This is a genomic window from Parapedobacter indicus, from assembly GCF_900113765.1.
In the GTDB taxonomy this organism is placed as follows: Bacteria; Bacteroidota; Bacteroidia; order Sphingobacteriales; family Sphingobacteriaceae; genus Parapedobacter; species Parapedobacter indicus.
This window is the reverse complement of sequence record NZ_FOQO01000002.1, coordinates 407705-426865: the sequence shown is the minus strand read 5'-3', so window position 1 is coordinate 426865 and position 19161 is coordinate 407705. Positions and strand designations below refer to the sequence as shown.

Annotated in this window: 13 protein-coding genes; 7 read left to right on the top strand and 6 right to left on the bottom strand. The window is 47.3% G+C overall.

Going from position 1 to position 19161, the window contains the following annotated elements:
- Nucleotides 1-15: 15 nt before the first annotated feature.
- From BMZ56_RS05400 to flxA, 6 genes are read right to left on the bottom strand one after another with little or no spacing between them, the layout of a single operon-like run.
- Nucleotides 16-882, bottom strand: a complete 867-nt coding sequence (locus BMZ56_RS05400; protein WP_090625171.1) for a lysophospholipid acyltransferase family protein — start codon at nt 880-882, stop codon at nt 16-18.
- Between the two features lie 9 nt (nt 883-891).
- A complete protein-coding gene (locus tag BMZ56_RS05395; RefSeq protein ID WP_090625168.1) occupies nt 892-1143 on the bottom strand; it encodes an acyl carrier protein in 252 nt (83 codons plus the stop codon).
- Nucleotides 1144-1159: 16 nt separating this feature from the next.
- Nucleotides 1160-2377, bottom strand: a complete 1218-nt coding sequence (locus BMZ56_RS05390; protein ID WP_090625165.1) for a beta-ketoacyl-[acyl-carrier-protein] synthase family protein — start codon at nt 2375-2377, stop codon at nt 1160-1162.
- Nucleotides 2378-3118, bottom strand: coding sequence for a flexirubin biosynthesis SDR family reductase FlxB (gene flxB / locus BMZ56_RS05385; protein WP_090625163.1), 741 nt, complete (start codon nt 3116-3118; stop codon nt 2378-2380). It abuts the gene before it with no gap.
- Entirely contained in the window at nt 3118-4251 is a 1134-nt protein-coding gene (locus BMZ56_RS05380) for a WG repeat-containing protein (protein ID WP_090625160.1), read from the bottom strand. The genes flxB and BMZ56_RS05380 overlap by 1 nt, the downstream gene beginning before the upstream one ends.
- A gap of 11 nt (nt 4252-4262) precedes the next feature.
- Entirely contained in the window at nt 4263-5795 is a 1533-nt protein-coding gene (flxA, locus tag BMZ56_RS05375; protein ID WP_090625157.1) for a flexirubin biosynthesis tyrosine ammonia-lyase FlxA, read from the bottom strand.
- Between the two features lie 495 nt (nt 5796-6290).
- Between flxA and BMZ56_RS05365 the strand changes: the two genes are divergently transcribed.
- The 7 genes from BMZ56_RS05365 (at nt 6291) to BMZ56_RS05335 (ending at nt 19147) form a co-directional block, all read left to right on the top strand.
- Nucleotides 6291-7316 (top strand): AraC family transcriptional regulator, encoded by a 1026-nt coding sequence (locus tag BMZ56_RS05365; protein WP_090625152.1) that lies wholly within the window; start codon nt 6291-6293, stop codon nt 7314-7316.
- 146 nt (nt 7317-7462) lie between these two features.
- On the top strand, nt 7463-8710 hold the full coding sequence (locus BMZ56_RS05360) for an MFS transporter (RefSeq protein WP_090625149.1): 1248 nt from the start codon (nt 7463-7465) through the stop codon (nt 8708-8710).
- A gap of 25 nt (nt 8711-8735) precedes the next feature.
- On the top strand, nt 8736-11978 hold the full coding sequence (locus tag BMZ56_RS05355; protein ID WP_218146469.1) for a SusC/RagA family TonB-linked outer membrane protein: 3243 nt from the start codon (nt 8736-8738) through the stop codon (nt 11976-11978).
- 31 nt (nt 11979-12009) lie between these two features.
- A complete protein-coding gene (locus BMZ56_RS05350) occupies nt 12010-13791 on the top strand; it encodes a RagB/SusD family nutrient uptake outer membrane protein (protein WP_090625143.1) in 1782 nt (593 codons plus the stop codon).
- 46 nt (nt 13792-13837) lie between these two features.
- A complete protein-coding gene (locus tag BMZ56_RS05345) occupies nt 13838-14683 on the top strand; it encodes a sugar phosphate isomerase/epimerase family protein (protein ID WP_143072856.1) in 846 nt (281 codons plus the stop codon).
- A 35-nt stretch (nt 14684-14718) separates the two neighbouring features.
- Nucleotides 14719-15681 carry a sugar phosphate isomerase/epimerase family protein gene (locus tag BMZ56_RS05340; protein ID WP_090625137.1) on the top strand — a complete coding sequence of 321 codons (963 nt, stop codon included), beginning with the start codon at nt 14719-14721 and terminating at the stop codon, nt 15679-15681.
- A 151-nt stretch (nt 15682-15832) separates the two neighbouring features.
- Nucleotides 15833-19147, top strand: coding sequence for a ThuA domain-containing protein (locus BMZ56_RS05335; protein ID WP_177195040.1), 3315 nt, complete (start codon nt 15833-15835; stop codon nt 19145-19147).
- The last annotated feature ends 14 nt before the right edge of the window (nt 19148-19161 follow it).

Below are 19161 nucleotides of genomic sequence, written 5' to 3'. Positions count from 1 at the left end.
ACTTCCCGACTTTTTTCAAGCTTTCCAAAAATCGTAATAATTAAACCATTGCAAAGGATATTTTGCTAAAATTTGTTCGATGCTTTGCGTGAACGCTTCTAGCAACGACTGCGCATCGCGATGATTGAACACAGCCTTGCGTGCATAAAGGTGATAGTGCCTGTTTCGTTCGCGCATCACATAGACAAAAAGCACGGGAGTGCTGAGCCGTGAACTGATCAGGAAGGGGCCCGCCGGAAAAAGGGCCGGCTGGCTGAAGAGTTTGGACATCAACGTTTTGCTTCCTCCTACAAAACGGTCGCCCGTAAAGCAAATCATTTCCTTTTGTTCAATGACCTGGTTGATTGCAAAAACATGCGACAAGTCATCTTTAACTACAATAAAGCCCGTTCTAGGGGTAGCCATGATGCTGGAAAGGTACGATTTGATAGCGCGCTGCTCCTCGTCGGTCGTAACCAGGTGGATTTGCTTGTCAAATTCCCCCATGAAATACTGGGATACCTCAAAATTTCCCACATGGGCGCTGATGAGGATGCCGGCGCTATTGTCTTTGGCCAGCTGCCGGATGTGGTCGATGCCATCAAATTCATAGGTGTATTTGTGCTCCAGCCCTGCGGTGATCGCGACCTTGTCAATGATGGTTTGTCCGAACACAAAGTAATTCCGGTAGGTGTTTACGAGGCTGCGGATGGCGTTATTTCGGCGACGATAGCGGAAATATTGGTAGATGGCTTTGGTTTGCCGGGGCGAGAAGATCACGTAGTAAAAGGAAACGAATACCAACAGCAGGTATGCGACATTAATCCCCGCGTACTTAATCAGGAAAATAAATATTCGGTAACCGGAAACGGTTCCTCTGGACTTCCCTTCCCATTCAGCCATTGGATGTGATTAGGCGATGGCATGCAGCTTACTGCCGATTAAATCATATAGGTCGTCAAAGGTATGGACGTTGGTGAAATCCTTGCTTTCCAGTTTAATGCCAAAATTCGATTCGATAATGACAACCAGATCCACATAGTCCAGACTATCCAGATCAAGCGATTCCTTCAGGTTCGCTTCCGGCTGAATAACCTCCGACTCCACCTCAAATTCTTCGATTAAAAACGTATTGGTAGTATCAATAATCTCGTCCCTGCTCATGGCTAATGCTGCGCTATTACAGTTTTTTTACAATTAAAGCGGAGTTTGTCCCGCCGAATCCAAAAGAATTTGACAAAAATACATTAAAATTTTGGTTTATGGTATTTTTTACCAAACTCAGGTTCTTGGCGGTTTCGTCCACTTCTTCCAGGTTGATATTCGGGGCGATAAATCCATGCTGCGCCATGAGCAGCGAATAGACAACTTCGCTGGTTCCCGCCATCCAGCATTCATGCCCCGTCATGGATTTAGTCGAACTGATGTAGGGAGCCGAGCCGAACAGTTGCGTTAATGCACGGGCCTCATTGGCGTCACCCATGGGAGTAGACGTGGCATGAGCGTTGATGTATTCGATATCGCCCGGAGCGAGGCCTGCCTGCTGTAGAGCCATTTCCATGGCCTGTATAGGGCCTTCCACATTGGGGGTTGAGATGTGATCGCCGTTCGATGAAAAACCATAGCTGAGTACCTCCGCTAAGATGGGTGCCCCGCGTCGGACAGCCGATTCGTATTCTTCGAGAACCAACGTAGCTGCACCGCCACCCGGAACTAATCCATTGCGGTTTTGGTCAAACGGGCGGGAGGCTCTGGTCGGCTGGTCTTCGCGGTCCGAAAATACGCCCAAACCGTCAAAACTAGCCATCGCATACTTGTTGGTTTCTTGGGCTCCTCCGCAGATCACACAGTCCTGCAAGCCTTGTTTGATAAACAGATACGCCAGGCCGATAGCATGTGAGCCGCTGGCACAGGCCGCGCTGATGGTCATGTTGATGCCACGCACGCGATAGATGGTGGAAAGGTTCATCGTGACCGATGAGTTCATCGACTTGAAAATGGCGCCGGAACCCACCAGCATGGTGTCTTTTTTTTGCCGCACAATATCGATGGATTCCATCACTGCTTGAGACACGCTGTCGTTGCCGTATACCAGACCGATGACCTGTTCATCAAATAATGCTTCCTCAATTTTAGCGTTCTGAAGTGCCTCGCGCGTCGCCACGTACGCATATTCACTTTCCTCTCCCATGCTGATGCGTTGCCTGCGGGAGAGCACCTTTGCCAGGTCAGGTTTTTCGACGAAACCGGTGAGAGCCGATCGGTATCCAAATTCTTTGCGATCGGGTGAGAAAACAATTCCGGAACGGCCCAGATAGAGCGATTCCTTCACTTCGGCGAGGTTCTTGCCCAGTGACGAATAAATACCCATTCCCGAAATAACTACACGCCGTTCCATTCACGAATAAATTCCACCGTTGATATGGATTACCTCTCCCGTAATGTACGAAGCCTTTCGGGATGCAAGAAAGCATACCAGATCCGCGACCTCCTCGGCTTTTCCAAAACGGTTTAAAGGTATTAATTTTTTCAGCTCTTTTTCATCCAATTCGCTGGTCATGTCGGTTTCGACGAAACCGGGAGCCACCGCATTGACGGTGATATTGCGTTTGGCCACTTCCTGCGCCAGTGCCTTGGTGGCCCCGATAAGGCCTGCCTTGGCAGCAGAGTAATTAGTCTGCCCGGCTGTTCCTTTTGCACCCGATACCGAGGTGACATTGATGATGCGTCCATACCGGTGGCGGAGCAGGTCCTGAATCAGAAATTTAGTGACATGATAAAACCCATTTAGGCTGGTCTGCACTACTTGATTCCAATCGTCAGGCTCCATCCACATGAATAGCCCGTCGCGTGTGATGCCGGCATTGTTGACAATGACCTCAATCAGACCGTGGGGATGCCGGTCTTTCCATTCGGTTAACTGTTCCCGGGTTTCCGCCGGATTGCTTACATCGAAGCGAATCAGCTCGGCTTGACCACCGTTTGCGGTAATGATTGCCTTGGTCTCCTCAGCGGCCTCGGCATTTGACTGGTAGTTAATCAATACCGGATAATTGAGGTCGCGGGCCAACGCTATACAGATGGCCCTGCCAATACCCCGCGAACCTCCGGTTACTAATGCATAGTTCTTACGCTCCATCAATTCGCTTTTTCGAAAGGTTCTGCATTGTCAAACCACGCATTGCCGAGTACCTGGCCTTTGGTATCGATAAATCCCCACTTTCCTTTATGCTTTACCCGTGCCCGGCCATCAATGAACCCTTTGTCTTCGCCGCTGGTTAAAAACCCAATGAGCGCCACGGAAATACCATATTCGGCCGGTATAACCAGTTCGCCGGATTTATCGATGAATCCCCATTCTTTGTCCACCTTCACCGGAGCCAATCCGTCCAAACTGAATACCTCCGCATCGGGATACTCGGGTTGGATAACCAGTTCGCCCTGTGCGTTTACATACCCCCATTTTTTATCTTGGTAGACCGGAGCAAGGCCATTGCGAAAGGCCCTTGCCTTTTCAAATTTGGGCTCAACGACCCATTCACCTTGTGTGTTGATAAAGCCCAATTTGTCGTCTTTCCGTGCATAGGTCAATGTCTCACCTTCTAAGAATGGCCATATTTTAGTCGCATCTTTTACGTGTTTGAACGAACCACCCTTAGCAATGACGCCGAAGGCCGTGCCCTTGCGGGCCACGAATACCCCGTTACCCGAGATGTCGATCTCATCGTATTCGGGCAGGATGACGGCGTTTCCTGTTTGGGATATAATCCCCCATTTATCACCTCGTTTCACTTTCGCGAACCCGTGTTCAAACGCTTTAATTTCGGCGTACGTGGGCTTAAGAACCATATTTCCCTTTGTATCCATAAGTCCTATCAAATCGCTCTCCCGCAGAATGGCCAGCCCCTGGCTGTTGAAGTCATACAGCTTATCCGAATGAGGCAGCTCTACCGGTTGGCCGTTTTTGTCGATGTATTGCCACTTCTTTTCTTTTGCTACGACGGCTATGCCACTGTGGAAGGCCTTGGCGTTATCAAATTGAGGTTCGATAACGACCTCCCCAGCTGTATTGATGTACCCCCATTTTCCGTCAATGAAGACCGCTGCCAAGCCATTCGAAAATGACTCCGCCTTTGCATAGGTGGGGGCGATGACCAGCTTCCCTTGGGTGTCGATGTAACCGATTTTTTTGTCTTTCTTAACCAAGGCCAGTTCTTGTGCATGCACCAGAGAGACCACCAATCCCAACAAACAGCTAAGGATTACTTTCATGGCTTTAGATTTTAGTGAATTAATTCATGTGTTTTTACATGGTTCTTTATCGCTGCCAAATAAGGCGATAAAACCATATCCTCTTTAAAGATAGGAACAATTGATCGGATATCTGTATAAACTTTTTTACTTTTTGACGAAAGGAGTGGCGCACATTCCAGCGCTTCGACGGCCTGTATCAGCGTGAGCAATTGGATGGCCAGTACTTCGTACGCGTTGTCGATTACCTTTTTGGTAAGCCAAGCTGAATTGGTTCCCATACTGACGATGTCCTGATTGTCTTTGTTGTTTGGGATGCTGTGTGTATAGATCGGAGTAGCCAGTGTTTGGTTTTCGGCAGTGGTAGATGTTGCCGTAAATTGGGCCCCTTGCATACCAAAATTTAGTCCGAGTTTCCCCAGGTTGACAAACGAGGGCAATATTTCGTTCAATGATGAATTGAGGAGGTAATTCAATTGCCGCTCCATCAGCATGGTTAACTTCGTGATGGCGATACGGAGCTTGTCCATTTCGAAGGCAACATAATCGCCATGGAAATTGCCTCCATGATATACGGTTTCTGAAGCCACATCGATGATGGGATTGTCGTTTGCGGAGTTAACCTCTTCGATGAGCGTAGCGGTACAATGCTGCAGCGCATCCCATATGGGCCCCAATATCTGCGGTACGCAGCGGATGGAATAATATTCCTGTAATTTATCTTTGAAAATGTTTTCTTCCACCTTTCGACTGTATAGGTGTTCGTGACGCTTGCGGATCAACTGGCTGTCGGCAATGATTTCCCGCATGCGTGCGGCGACACGCTGCTGTCCTTCGTGTTTTTTTACACCATTAAGTGTCTCGGAAAGGTGGTCATCATAAGCACGCACCAGTTCATTCATCAATGCGGAACAAGCGATGGACCAGTTTAGTAATCGCTTGCCATAGATTGCATTAACGATACCAATACCCGTCATGACTGAAGTGCCATTGATAAGGGCGAGCCCTTCGCGTATATGCACCTGCATGGGTTGCAGCCCTTCATTGGCCAGGGCGGTAGCAGCAGGCATTTCTTTGCCTTGGTAAATGACGTTTCCTTCACCGATCATGTTCAGTGCCAGGTGCGCCAGCTGTACTAAATCGCCGCTGGCTCCTACACCGCCGTGCTGGTAAATAACGGGTAGGATGTCACGGTTTAGCATTGCTACCATCAATTCCACAGCGTTGAGGTGTATCCCTGAATAGCCGAGCGACAGCGTATGCAGGCGAGCTAATAACGTCGATTTCGCATAAATAGGGTCCAATATGTCACCCATGCCCGTAGCATGGCTGCGGATCAGGTTATATTGCAGTTGGATTTGATCGGCTTCGTCGATCCGGTATTGTGCCATGGGACCGAAGCCGGTGTTCACCCCGTAAATGATCTTGTCTTTAGCGAAATGCTTGAGAAAGTTGTGGCTCTGGGTGACCCGATCCGACATGCTTCCCGGCAATTCGACCCCTTTACCGTCAAAGAGCACAGCATGGAAATCAGCTAACGTAATCGGATTCGTCAGTTCTGTCATCTGGATTAAAAGCGCATAAATAAAGCGGTTGCAAACTTAGGTAAAACGCTGTGCATATACAACTGTCAAACCGAATCCAACGCTTAGCCTATTCCCATATAAGACGAAGATATAGCCATTGAAGCTGATAAATAGCATACCAAAATCAATGAATTATGTTTCTCTTAAATTAAGTAAAACTGCCGGAAATTCGCGCGAGGCTGCTTGCGGGACGTTGGAATCTCAGTCGGTGGTCGACGTATCTGGTTCCGTCTGTACAAATTCTTTCACTGAAATAAAATGAACAACTGCATCGGTTAAATCTGTTACACTTGTAAACAATGCCTTGTAGGTATAGGGGAAGCACGATACCTTGACGCGACCAGCGTTGGCAAAAAGGGATTTGGGATTGATGCGGGTTAGCGAAGTATTTAGGTACATTCTCCCATAGAATGTACGGAATTGTTCTGTCGAAACCAGTTTTTGACTATATTTAGAAGCCAAAAGTTATAAACCATGAGAACAAAAAATGCGACGTATCGGGAGTATGGAAAAGTTTACCGGTCTGACTCCTGTGACCCCCTTATTATTGCCTGGCAAAATGGTAAGGTACAACTGGAAGCTTGGGCAAAATTAAGTTATCCCGGGTATGGTGTTAGTGACAAAGTGTTGCCCGGAATCAATACAATTGGTTTTTGGGACGCTCACCATGCGCAGGAATGGGGGCTTGGCTACCACCGAAATGAAGGGATCGAAATCACTTTTCTGGAAACCGGAAGTATGTCATTTTCGGTAGAGGACGATGAGTTTCTGCTTACTTCAGATAATTTTACAATTACAAGGCCCTGGCAGCTTCATAAAGTAGGCAATCCGAATATCGGGGTGGGTAAACTGCATTGGCTTATCCTGGATGTCGGGGTACGGCACCCGCATCAGGAATGGAAGTGGCCATCCTGGATATTATTAAACAAAAAGGACCTGGAAGAGCTTTCGAAAATGCTTCGGCAAAATGAACAGCCCGTCTGGAAAGGCAACGCAGAAATGAAACGCTGTTTTCTGAAAATTGCCCAACTGATCCAAAATGACAGAACCGCAGCAAATGAGTCGTGGGTAGTGATTTATGTCAATGAATTACTGATGCATATGCTGAGCGCTCTCAGACAGGGGTCCGCACATTTCAATGAATCCCTCACGGATAGCATCCGCACAGTCCGGTTATTCATTAAAGATCTCAAAATGAATTTTTATGAACCTTGGACACTGGAGTCTATGGCCGATCACTGCGCATTGGGAATTACCCGGTTCGTTCATTATTTCAGGCAACTCACCAACAACAGCCCCATGCAATACCTTAATTATTTAAGGGTTAAAGCTGCGGCAGAACAACTTATTAAATACCCCAATAGAACCGTTAGCCACATTGGCTATGGCTGCGGTTTCTCCAGCAGCCAGTATTTTGCTACGGTGTTCCGCAAGCATTTCGGCTGCACACCCGGAGACTTCCGGGAGCGGAGAGGCATGGTCAGTGCGAAAATCCGCTGAGCCCAAAACACCCCCCATCCGATGTCACACAATCTGTTTCAGGGAACAGCTGCGTACGCGGCTGTATAATTTTATTCACTGAATCAATGTGAACATTGTGCTTTTAAATTACAGGTAATATTGTCAAGTAAACCAATTGCTTTTTTATGAATATTGAGTTGAACAAAAGAAGGTTATATAATGCCGCCTGCCTTTCATTGGTGGTTACGGCAATGACTTTCTCAATCAGGGCCGGATTACTCGGAACGATAGGTAATGAGTTTAATCTGAATCCAACAGCCGTAGGGCAAATAGCCGCCGCCGCTTTCTGGGGGTTTACGATAGCGATGTTCATTGGCGGACCGCTTTGTGATTGGCTGGGTCTTGGCCGTATGTATCTCTTTGCATTTTGCGCACACTTTCTTGGAATTATCCTAACCATATTTTCCAGTAGTTATTGGCCACTTTTCTTCTCTACCCTTCTGGTTGGAATAGGCAACGGGTTTATCGAATCAGCCAGTTATACGATGGTAAGCAGCATGTATCCATCCGAAAAGACAAAGAAAATTAACGACTGGCATATCTGGTTCCCCGGGGGCATTGTAATCGGTGGCGTCCTTGCATGGTTGTTCTCCCTGGCGGCTGTCGACTGGAAAATCCAGATGGCCGTAATGATCGTTCCAACAATAATTTATGGCGTGATGTTTTACAAGCAAGTCTTTCCTAAATCTGAACGGGTAACGCTGGGCATTTCGAATGCCGCGATGATTAAGGCATGTTTCCATCCCCTATTTATTTTGATGGTATTTTGCATGTTGTTAACCGCTGCCACGGAACTGGGCACCAATCAATGGATCGCTGAATTGTTATCCGGCCTGGGAATTCCTTCAATATTGCTATTGGTATTTATCAATGGCATCATGGCCATCGGCAGGGCCAATGCCGGCTTTGTGCTTACGTTTTTCTCTTCTGCGGGTTTGCTACTCGTCTCTGCGGTATTTGCTTTTGCCGGATTACTCTGGTTAGGTTATGCACAGGGTTACACAGCCTTTGCCGCCGCTGGTGTATTTGCTGTTGGAATCTGCTTTTTCTGGCCAACCATGATCGGATTTATTGCGGAAAATCTGTACCGTACAGGTCCGCTTGGGCTTTCAATCATGGGCGGAACCGGGTTGATGTCTACTGCATTGGTATTGCCTATTATGGGAGGAATCTACGCAGATCAATTGACAATTGCAGAACATCAACTGCAAAGTGCCGGAGTACAGTCGCTGGACCTAATGGAACAGGTAAAAATGCAGGCAGGTGCATCTACGTTGCAGATCGTTGCCATACTACCGGCTGTATTAATTGTGTGTTTTGGATTTCTATATATCTACATGAAGAAGAAAAAATCTATTTATTCAGATAACTAACTAATGTTTGCCAATTATGACTAAAATGAAATCACTTCTGTTAGTATTGCTATGGCTTTGCTCTTTCTTGGCTGGAAGTGCGGCGATCGCGCAAACCAGAATTAATGGTAAGGTTACCAACTCACAGCATGAACCGCTTGAAGGTGCTTCTATCCGCATAAAGGGCGCCGATGGTGGTACGGCTGCAGGACCAGATGGCTCTTTCTCAATCGTTGCCGGACCAACCGATACACTCGAAATTTCCAGCATTGGTTTTCAGCCATTGGAAATGGTTGTGGGTACCCAGCAACATATCGTAGCAACGCTTACACCGATCGAAACGTCAATCGAAGAGGTTGTCGTAACCGGCTATACTTCGCAACGAAAGAAGGATCTGACGGGTGCCGTTGCCGTGGTTGATGTGACACAAATGACCCGCCAGCCTACCGGGCAGCTTGCCAATCAGCTGCAGGGCCAGGCTTCAGGCGTTAACGTACTTTCTTCCGGTCAGCCGGGAGAGAGTCCACGGGTCACCATCAGAGGGATCAATACATTCGGCAACAACAATCCGCTTTATATTGTAGATGGTATACCTATCAATGATATCCGCGATATCAACCCCAGTGATATTTTATCAATGCAGGTGTTAAAAGATGCAGGTTCTGCTTCAATTTACGGATCAAGGGCAAATAATGGTGTGCTTATTATTACCACCAAGCGAGGTACAGGGAAAACACGCGTGCAATATGATGGATATGTAGGCATGCAGACGCCAAAAAGCGGAAACGTCTGGGATTTGTTGACCCCCCAGGAGATGGCCAACCTTCAATGGCAGGTGTATGAAACGGATAATCGGGATGAAATCATACATCCGCTTTACGGACGATGGGCCAGGAACGAAAATACTAGCCCGGTATTACCCGATTACATCATGCCGGTTGGCGCAAAGGAGGGAGACCCGTCTACAGATCCTGCACTGTATAATGTAAATCCCTTTTATACTTCACCTGCGGAACTCAATTCGATGTACCGCATCGTAAGGACAAACAAGGCAGGAACAGATTGGTATCATGAGATCTTCAAACCCGCGCTTATTAATAATCAGAATATTTCAGTGAGTGGCGGCGGACCTTCTGGGAACTATTTGCTTTCTTTCAACTATTTTGATCAGGAGGGTATGCTGATCAATACTTACCTCAAGCGGTATTCTCTCCGTGCCAATTCACAATTTAATGTGTCAAAGCGCATCCGGGTAGGCCAAAATCTTGCCTTTGTCACCGCCAACAATATGATCAGTGGGACCAATACCGAGGGCAGTGCAATCGGACATGCGTTTCGCCAACAACCGATTATTCCTGTCCGGGATATTATGGGCAATTACGCCGGATCGTTTACGGTAGGCGGACAATTACTCGGCAACTCAAGAAATCCCGTCGCAATCCGCGAGCGCACAGGAGACAACCGGAACATGCAGAACCGGTTATTTGGAAATGTTTTTGCCGAAATTGATATTCTCGATGGACTCACGCTCAGAAGTTCATTTGGCGGCGAATTACAAAGCACCTTTGCACGGTCATTCGTTTACCCCGAGTACGAGAACGCGGAGAATTCCTCAGCTAATACGTATACAGAAAATCCTTCCGGATATTATAATTGGACCCTCACAAATACGATTACCTATACGGCCGATCTTGGAAATGATCACACCCTGAAAGTACTGGCCGGTATGGAATCCTACAACGACGTATTGCGTACGCTTTCAGCTTCCAACCAAAATTATTTTGTTTTTGATCCCGATTTTACCACGCTTGGAACAGGACAGGCGGCCCCAACGGCAACCAGTGATCGCGCTGAGTTTGCACTGCTGTCCTTTTTCGGCAGGCTGGACTATGCATTCAAGGATAAATACCTGCTGGGAGCAACACTGCGCAGAGACGGGGTGTCCAAATTTGTTGATAACGTATGGGGAACTTTTCCGGCAGTTAGTGCCGGATGGCGCCTCAGCGAAGAAAGTTTCATGGAAGACTTCGCCTGGTTAGACGACCTGAAGGTGCGCGGATCCTGGGGGATCATGGGTAACCAGACCAATGTAGGGGTGCTGAACTCCTATTATTTATTCGGTGGAACCCGGTCAAATACCTACTACGATATAGCCGGCGGAAATACTGTGCTCACACCGGGATTTTCGCAGACTACCATTGGCAATCCTTCCGCGAAATGGGAAAGTAATATCAACAGCAATATCGGGTTTGACGCTGCCGTTGCAAACGGAAAAATCCAGATCAGTGTAGATTATTACTCGAAGAAAATTAAGGATCTTTTATTTAACCCGGTATTTCCCGGAACCGCAGGTGCTTCCACCGTTCCCTATGTCAACATCGCTAGTATGGATAATAATGGAATTGATGCCTCGGTATCCGGTAATTTTAACCTCTCGAAGGATTTGACGCTCAATACCACTGCTATCGTAACCACTTACAATAATAAGATAACAAAGGTGAGCAATATCTCCGATTATTTCGGCTCGGACCCGAAACGTTTCGGCATAGACATCATCCGAAATGCCGTGGGTAACTCCGTCTCTTCATTTTTCGGATATCAAATAGCGGGCTTCTGGAACAGTGTGGAGGAAATAGCTGCGGCCGATCTCCAGGCACAAACAACTACGGACAATCCGTCGGCCGTATACCAAAATGATGTACGTCCGGGTCATTTTAGGTATGCCGACGTCAACGGCGACAATCAGATCACAGATGCCGACCGCACGTTCCTAGGCAATCCCAATCCCTCACTGACCTATGGGTTGAATATCGGCCTCGCATACAAGAATTTCGATTTCAGTATTTTCCTGTTCGGATCACAGGGAAATGAAATATGGAACCAGACCAAATGGTGGACAGATTTCTGGCCAACGCTTGGCCCCGGCTCAAAAAGTAAGACTGCCCTGTACGATTCGTGGACACCGGAGCGGCAAAATGCCAAGGTAGCTATTCAGGAATCTACAGCCTCTTTCGGTACAAGCAGCGCTCCGAATTCCTATTATATTGAAAATGGCTCTTTTCTGCGCGCAAAAAACGCCCAACTGGGGTATGTTTTCTCCAATACGCGTTTGGGAAACGCCGGCATCGAAAAAATCCGGGTTTATCTGCAGGCGGCTAATTTCTTTACGATTACAAAATACAGCGGTATCGATCCTGAAATCACCGGAACGTCTACCAGCTTTGGTATTGATGAAGGGGGATACGCACAACCCCGGCAATATATCATCGGCGTGAATCTTCAATTTTAACGATTACGAATCACCTTTAAAGAACGAACTAATGAAAAATATAATGAACCTCGTGAAAATTTTGGTGGCGGCGACGGTGCTGTTAGTCATCGGATGTACAAAAGAATTACTCGAAAAACCCGTTCAGGGCGCATTAAATGAATCCATTCTTACCTCCCGGGAAGGAGTAAATGCATTGCTGATCGGCGCCTACGCGGCGCTGGACGGTGTTTCGAGCGGCACCGACGCGTTGGCAGGCGGATCGGGCTGGTCAGCTTCGCCCAGTAATTTTTTACAGGGCAGTATCGCAGGTGGCGAGGCACACAAGGGTGCGGGCGGCGGTTCTGAAATACCCATGATCCCCTATCAGCGGTGGAACGCCATGGACCCATCCAATTCTTACCTGAATAACAAATGGCGGTCGTGCTACGAAGGGGTGAACCGCGCCAATTCAGTGATCCGTATCCTCTCGAAAGCGACCGACCTGTCGCCGGAAGAACGAAGTACTATCGAAGCACAGGCGCGATTCCTTCGTTCTCATTTTTATTTCGATCTCAAAAAAAACTGGAACATGGTGCCATGGGTAGACGAAAATACGACGGATTACAATGTACCCAACGATCAGGATATCTGGCCGATGATCGAGGCGGATTTCACTTTTGCAATGAACAACCTGCCGGAATCCTGGACAGAAATCGGACGTGCAAATAAATGGGCTGCGGCTTCATACCTCGGGAAAGCCTTGGTCTATCAGCAAAAATGGCCCGAAGCCAAACTGATTTTCGACCAGGTAATTACGCAAGGCAAAAATTCAAAAGGCATTAATTACGATCTTACCAAAGCTTTTCAGGATAATTTTGATGCGGCTACCGAGAATAACGAGGAATCGGTTTTTGTCGTACAGATGACCCCCAACCTGGGCACCAACGATGTGTCCAACTCCAATGGTGGCGACCTGTTGAATTACCCGGTGACGATATTCTCTTGCTGCGGAATTTACATTCCGTCACAGGATCTGGTAAATTCATTCCGGACGAATGGACAGGGACTTCCTTACCTCGATGAGTACAATCGGCATCCGGTAAAAAGTGATCAGGGAATCAATTCCGACCAACCATTCATCCCCGACACCGGCCCCCTGGATCCGAGGCTCGACTGGACCGTGGGCCGTAGGGGCGTTCCCTATCTCGATTGGGGGGTACATCAGGGCAAAGCGTGGATAAGGGATCAGGCCGAGGCGGGACCTTACTCTCCGGTGAAAAATGTACACCGCCAGGCCACGCAGGGTCAGCATGGTAATTATACATCTTGGGCTCCGGGAAATGCCATCAACCTGAATTTAATCCGGTTTGCCGATGTACTCCTGCTAGCAGCCGAAACAGAGGCCCAGCTGGGTAACCTTGGTATAGCAGAACAGTATGTAAACCGTTTGCGCCAGCGGGCAGCCAATCCAGAAAGCGTGGTATATACATATGCAAACGATGCAGATCCCACTGGCCCGCGTTCTACCACTCCCGCAGCCAACTACCAGGTTAGCCCCTATCCCGCCGGCACTTTTGCAGTGCAGGGAAAACCGTTTGCACTGAAGGCTATTTATCATGAACGGAAACTGGAACTTGGCCTCGAAGGCCATCGTTATTACGATATCTCCAGGTGGGGAATTGCAGACCAGGTGCTTGCTGCCTATTATCGTTACGAAGCTGATCTTACAACCGATTTGGTCGGCGCATTCTTTACAAAAAATAAAAATGAATATTACCCCATCCCCCAGGCTCAGATTGATCTGACCACGTCGGGCGGCGTTTCAAAACTCACGCAAAATCCGAATTATTAATTGACAGGAATCATTCTAACAGACACTTAAAAATAAAACAAATAATATGGCAAAGTTCAGGATCAGTTTAAACATGGAGTACTGTCGCAGTGCAGACAAGGGATTTGAGGAGGGCGTAAAAATCGCATCGGAAATAGGGTATAAATACATAGAGCCTATGGTACATACCGGCTGGGAGCTGTTAAGTGAAGTGCAGTATTTCCATTCTTTCTCCATGGAGGAAGACTCGTTGCTGATGAAAGAAATATGTGATAAATACAACATCGGGGTAAGCAGCATCAGCGGGCACAGTCCGCTAATGAAACCGGAGGCAGCAGTAAGCAGGCTTACGCGGGCCATTCAATTGGCAGATGCCATGCAAGCCTCCTTTGTGAATACAGACGAAATGGTAAAGCCCGATTGGATGGATGACGAATTTGCCCATGACGCCATGAAGTATTCCCTCACAAAAGCAAATCTGGTTGCCAACCGGCACAAGGTATACATCTGTATCGAGCCACACGGAATTTATACCAAAACTGCCGAAGGCTTACTGCGTATTGTCAATCTGGTAAAATCGCCCTGGATCGGTATTAACTGGGATACAGGAAACTCTTACTTAGCAGGCGAAGAAGACCCGTATGAGGGCTTGTTACAGGTAAGGGATCATGTATTGCATATTCATGCCAAAGACATCAGCATGGAGCACAGTGAGTACGAAAGAGGGAAAGTAACCGGAACGCCCGTGGGCTGTGCCTGCGGCGAAGGGATGGTTGAATGGGATAAAGTGATCGAAATTATGGAGCCGATAGACCGGGAAATTTTTCTCAGCGTAGAATGTGGAAAAATAGATGAAGCAGAAAGAAGCTTGAAATTTATGAAAAAATTATTGGGAAACTTGCTGATCGAATAAGCGAAAGTCTGTTTATCTCTCTTAAAAAAAGCCCTATGTCTTATAACAGAAGAGTATTTATTGCAAAATCGCTAAGCGCATCCTTCATCGGTTTGGCCCCCTTATTCCTCAAGGGGGGCACTCCGGTGTTGCCGGGACGAAAGTTCACCATGAGCCTGAATCCGTACTTAATCGGAGTTGAGCAGTTAGTTACGCAACGCGATCTGTGCACAATAGCCCATCGGTACGGTTTTGAGTCGGTATCGGTGATTACCAACGATCTGATGGAAAAATCAGATCATGAATTGGACGCTTTGCTGGAGGAGATGAAAAAGATGAAGTTGAGCTGGGGTGTTTCCTTCTTGTATGTGGAATATCGAAAAGATGAAGAAACCTATCGGAAAGGATTGGAACAGTTGCCCGCTATGGCAAAGGTGCTGCACAAAATCGGAGCCGACAGAATGATGACGTACATCATGTCCAACCACGATGAGCTCAATTATCTGCAGAATTTCAGGCAGACCGCAACCAGGCTCCGGGAAATAGCGGGAATTTTAGCTGATCAGGATATTCGTCTGGGATTGGAATATGTAGGGCCCAAGTCTATCTGGTCAGCTAATAAATTTCCGTTTATACATACGATGGCAGAGACTAAGGAACTCATTGCTGCTATCGGGCGGCCAAACGTAGGTTTTCACCTGGATACAGCGCACTGGTTTACTTCCGGCGAAAATGTAGCTGATTTGAAAACGCTTGAAAACAGCGATATTGTTGGGTGCGACCTCAATGACGCAATCAAGGGGATTACCTGGGAGAATCAACCCGGTTACCAGCGGGAATTACCGCTTGCAACAGGAGTTATCGATACAGAATCTTTTTTGGAAGCGTTGGTTTCCATCGGATACGATGGCCCTGTTCAGGCAGAGCCTTTTAACGAAGCATTAACTAATATGAACGACGAACAAGCTATCTCGGCAACTGCCAAAGCGATGAAAAAGGCATTTGCATTAGTCGATTAGTCCTATCAAGATTTATACAATAATGAACCAATTTCTAACGTTTCTCTACATGTCGAAATCCAAGGTTATCAGGTTATATACTCCAATACTCTTATTCGGGATTATTGGAAGCTCATTCATCTCTTGTCAAAAGACTAAGCCGCGCATATTGGTGTTCAGTAAGACAGAGGGGTACAGGCACACGGAAGCTATCGATGCGGGCTATGAGGTCCTGTTTAAAAATGCGCAGGAAAAGGGCATTATTGTTGATTCTACAGAAGACGCCACGGCGTTTAATGAACGTAATCTGAAAAAATACCAGGCGGTTATTTTTTTGAATGTCTCCGGTGCACTCTTCAATGATGAGCAAAGAACGAGTTTCAAAAGATTTATCCAAGCCGGCGGCGGTTTTCTTGCCACGCATGCATCTGTAGATGCGGAGCGGGACTGGCCGTGGTATAACAAGCTGATCGGAGCTTATTTTCATAGCCATCCTGCTGTGCAGGAAGCTACCTACATAACGGCTGATAAAGATTTTCCCGCCACTAGCTTTTTACCGGACAGCTTCGTCCATACAGATGAGCATTATAACTTTATGAATGTTAGCCCGGAGATCAATATACTTGTTACGCTGGACGAAAAGACCTATGAGGGAGGCAATATGGGGGAAGGACATCCCATTGCCTGGTATCATCATTTTGAAGGTAGCCGCTCGTATTACATCGGAATGGGGCACACGAAGGAGACCTGGAGCGATTCACTTTATTTGAAACAATTTTGGGCAGCGCTAGACTGGGTGGTAGGCGGTGACCACCCCAAACCGCTGGATTATTCAACGTCGATGCCCGAAGAGAACCGTTTTAGCAAAACGGTATTGGCTGAGAAGCTGGATGAACCCATGCAGATGGCTATTGCCAGTGATGGCCGTGTTTTCTTTGCGGAACGAAGGGGAAATGTTCAGGTTTATGATCCCCAAACGAAAAAGGTAAACACCGTCGGATCCATTCCCGTCTTGGCAAAATACGAGGATGGATTGCTGGGAATAGCGCTTGATCCTGCGTTTGATGAAAATAGCTGGATTTATCTGTTTTACACGGAACCGGGTTTTCCCGATGCTACCTCCAATTACCACGTTTCCCGGTTTACAATGAATAACATGCAGCTGGATAAGGCCTCTGAAAAAATCTTACTGAAAATTCCACATCAGAATACAGATGGCATTCATACCGGGGGCGGACTGCTGTTCGATCCCAGGGGTACGGGAGACCTGTTTGTTACCGTAGGTGATAACACAAGTCCGCGGGCCACGCCGTATACGCCGATCGACGAGCGGAAAGGCCGTGAGACGTTTAATGCCCAGCGCACAGCTGCCAACACCAACGACCTACGGGGGAAGGTATTACGTATTCACCCGGAGCCAGACGGGACCTATTCAATACCTGAAGGGAATTTATTCCCTCAGGGAACTCAACACACACGACCCGAAATTTATTCGATGGGACATCGCCAGCCCTGGCGCCTATCCATGGATACAAAAACGGGGTGGCTCTACGTGGGCGAAGTCGGTCCTGATTCGAAGGTAGATTCGCTGAATAGAGGGCCTGCTTCCGCAGATGAGTTTAATCAAATCCGCGGACCAGGCAATTACGGTTGGCCCTATTTTGTTGGGAATAATAAAGCGTACTGGAATTACGATTTCGCGCAGGAAAAATCAGGTGAAAAGTTCGATCCGATGAAACCGCGAAATAATTCGCGTTTAAATACGGGAAAAACAGAACTTCCGCAGGCACAACCGGCGTTTATCTGGTATCCCTATGCTGAATCTGCGGAATTCCCGGAAATGGGTACGGGCGCCCGCTCGGCAGTTGGAGGTCCGGTTTTTAGAAAACAGGATTTCAAGCATGCGAAAAACACATTTCCCGATTATTATGAAGGAAAATGGTTTATTACCGAATGGATCAGGAACTGGATTCTAGTGGTTACCATGGATGACAACGGCAACTACCAATCTATGGAGCGTTTTATGCCCAATAGTGAATTTGCAGGGCCCATGGATATTCAATTTGGGCCGGATGGTGGTTTGTATGTATTGGAATATGGTAAAGGCTGGTTCAAGGCGAACGATGACGCAAAATTGGTACGCATCGATTTTAATGGTGGCAATCGCGCTCCCATAGCAAAAGCGAATGTCGATCGAAAAGCCGGTGCTTTACCTTTAAAGGTGACCTTGTCAGGTTCCGCGTCCAGGGACTATGACGACGACGAACTAACGTATGAGTGGAGAGTCACTTCTGAAAAGGGATTCTCTCAAGTGCTGCAACAAGCCAGCCCGTCAGTGACATTTGATCAAGCGGGTTTGTATACGGCCACGCTTACAGTAACCGATCGGGAAGGTGCCAAAAGCAGGGATTCCATTCAACTAAAAGCAGGTAATAATGCGCCACTTGTACAACTTGATATTAAAAGTAACCAAACGTTCTACTTTCCCGATGGAGTAATCGATTATGCGGTAAATGTAACGGATAAAGAGGATGGATCCACAGCCGACGGCAGCATTGCTGCAGCCAAAGTAACTGTAACCATCGATTATTTGCCGGGCGGTTATGAGCCTATGCTTGGCGATCCTGTTCCCGGACAGTCAATACCATCCGATTTCAAAATGCTGCTTGGTGGAATGAAATTGAATGCGAGTGACTGTTATTCATGTCATGCAATCAGTAAAGAATCTGTAGGGCCAACCTTTAAGCAGGTTGCCGAAAAATATAAGCATGATAAGAATGCCTCTAACTATTTAACCGAAAAGATCATCAACGGGGGCAGTGGGATATGGGGACCGGTTGCGATGAGCGCCCATCCGGATTTGACACCCGAGGTCGCAAAACAGATGGTGGATTTTATTCTTGGCTTGAGCGAGCCTCCGCAAAAATCCCTGCCGTTGCAGGATACCTATAAAACGACTCAAAAGGGCGACGTCGAAGCGGTTTACATGGTGAAGGCGGGTTATACGGATACCGGAGCTAACGATGTACCTCCGGTATATGCCGACAGCGTTGTTATTTTAAGAAATCCGGAAATGCTTTTTTCAAGTGCGGATTCGCGTAAGGGATCCATGAATATAAAAACACCCAGTACAGGCGGCCAATTGGAACTGATGGTAAAAACAGGGGATTACCTTGTTTTTGAAAAAGTAGATTTAGGAGGCATCAGACAACTGGAAATGTCGGGTTCTGGAGATGGTATAGTTGAAGTTCGATTGAACTCACCTACAGGACCGATGGTTGGGCAATTTCTGCCTGAGCCTGCATCCGGCACTGAAGTTAGCAATTTATCGACAGCTGTGAAATTTCAACGCTACGTGGCCAGACTGCCAGATGTGGATAGTGGGGTGCAACCTGTTTATCTTGTTTTAAATGGTAATTTCTTTATGATGCGCGATACCATTAAATTTGCGAATAGTCGTGCAACGGGATTAAAGAGAAATAAATAAAATTGTTAAATAGT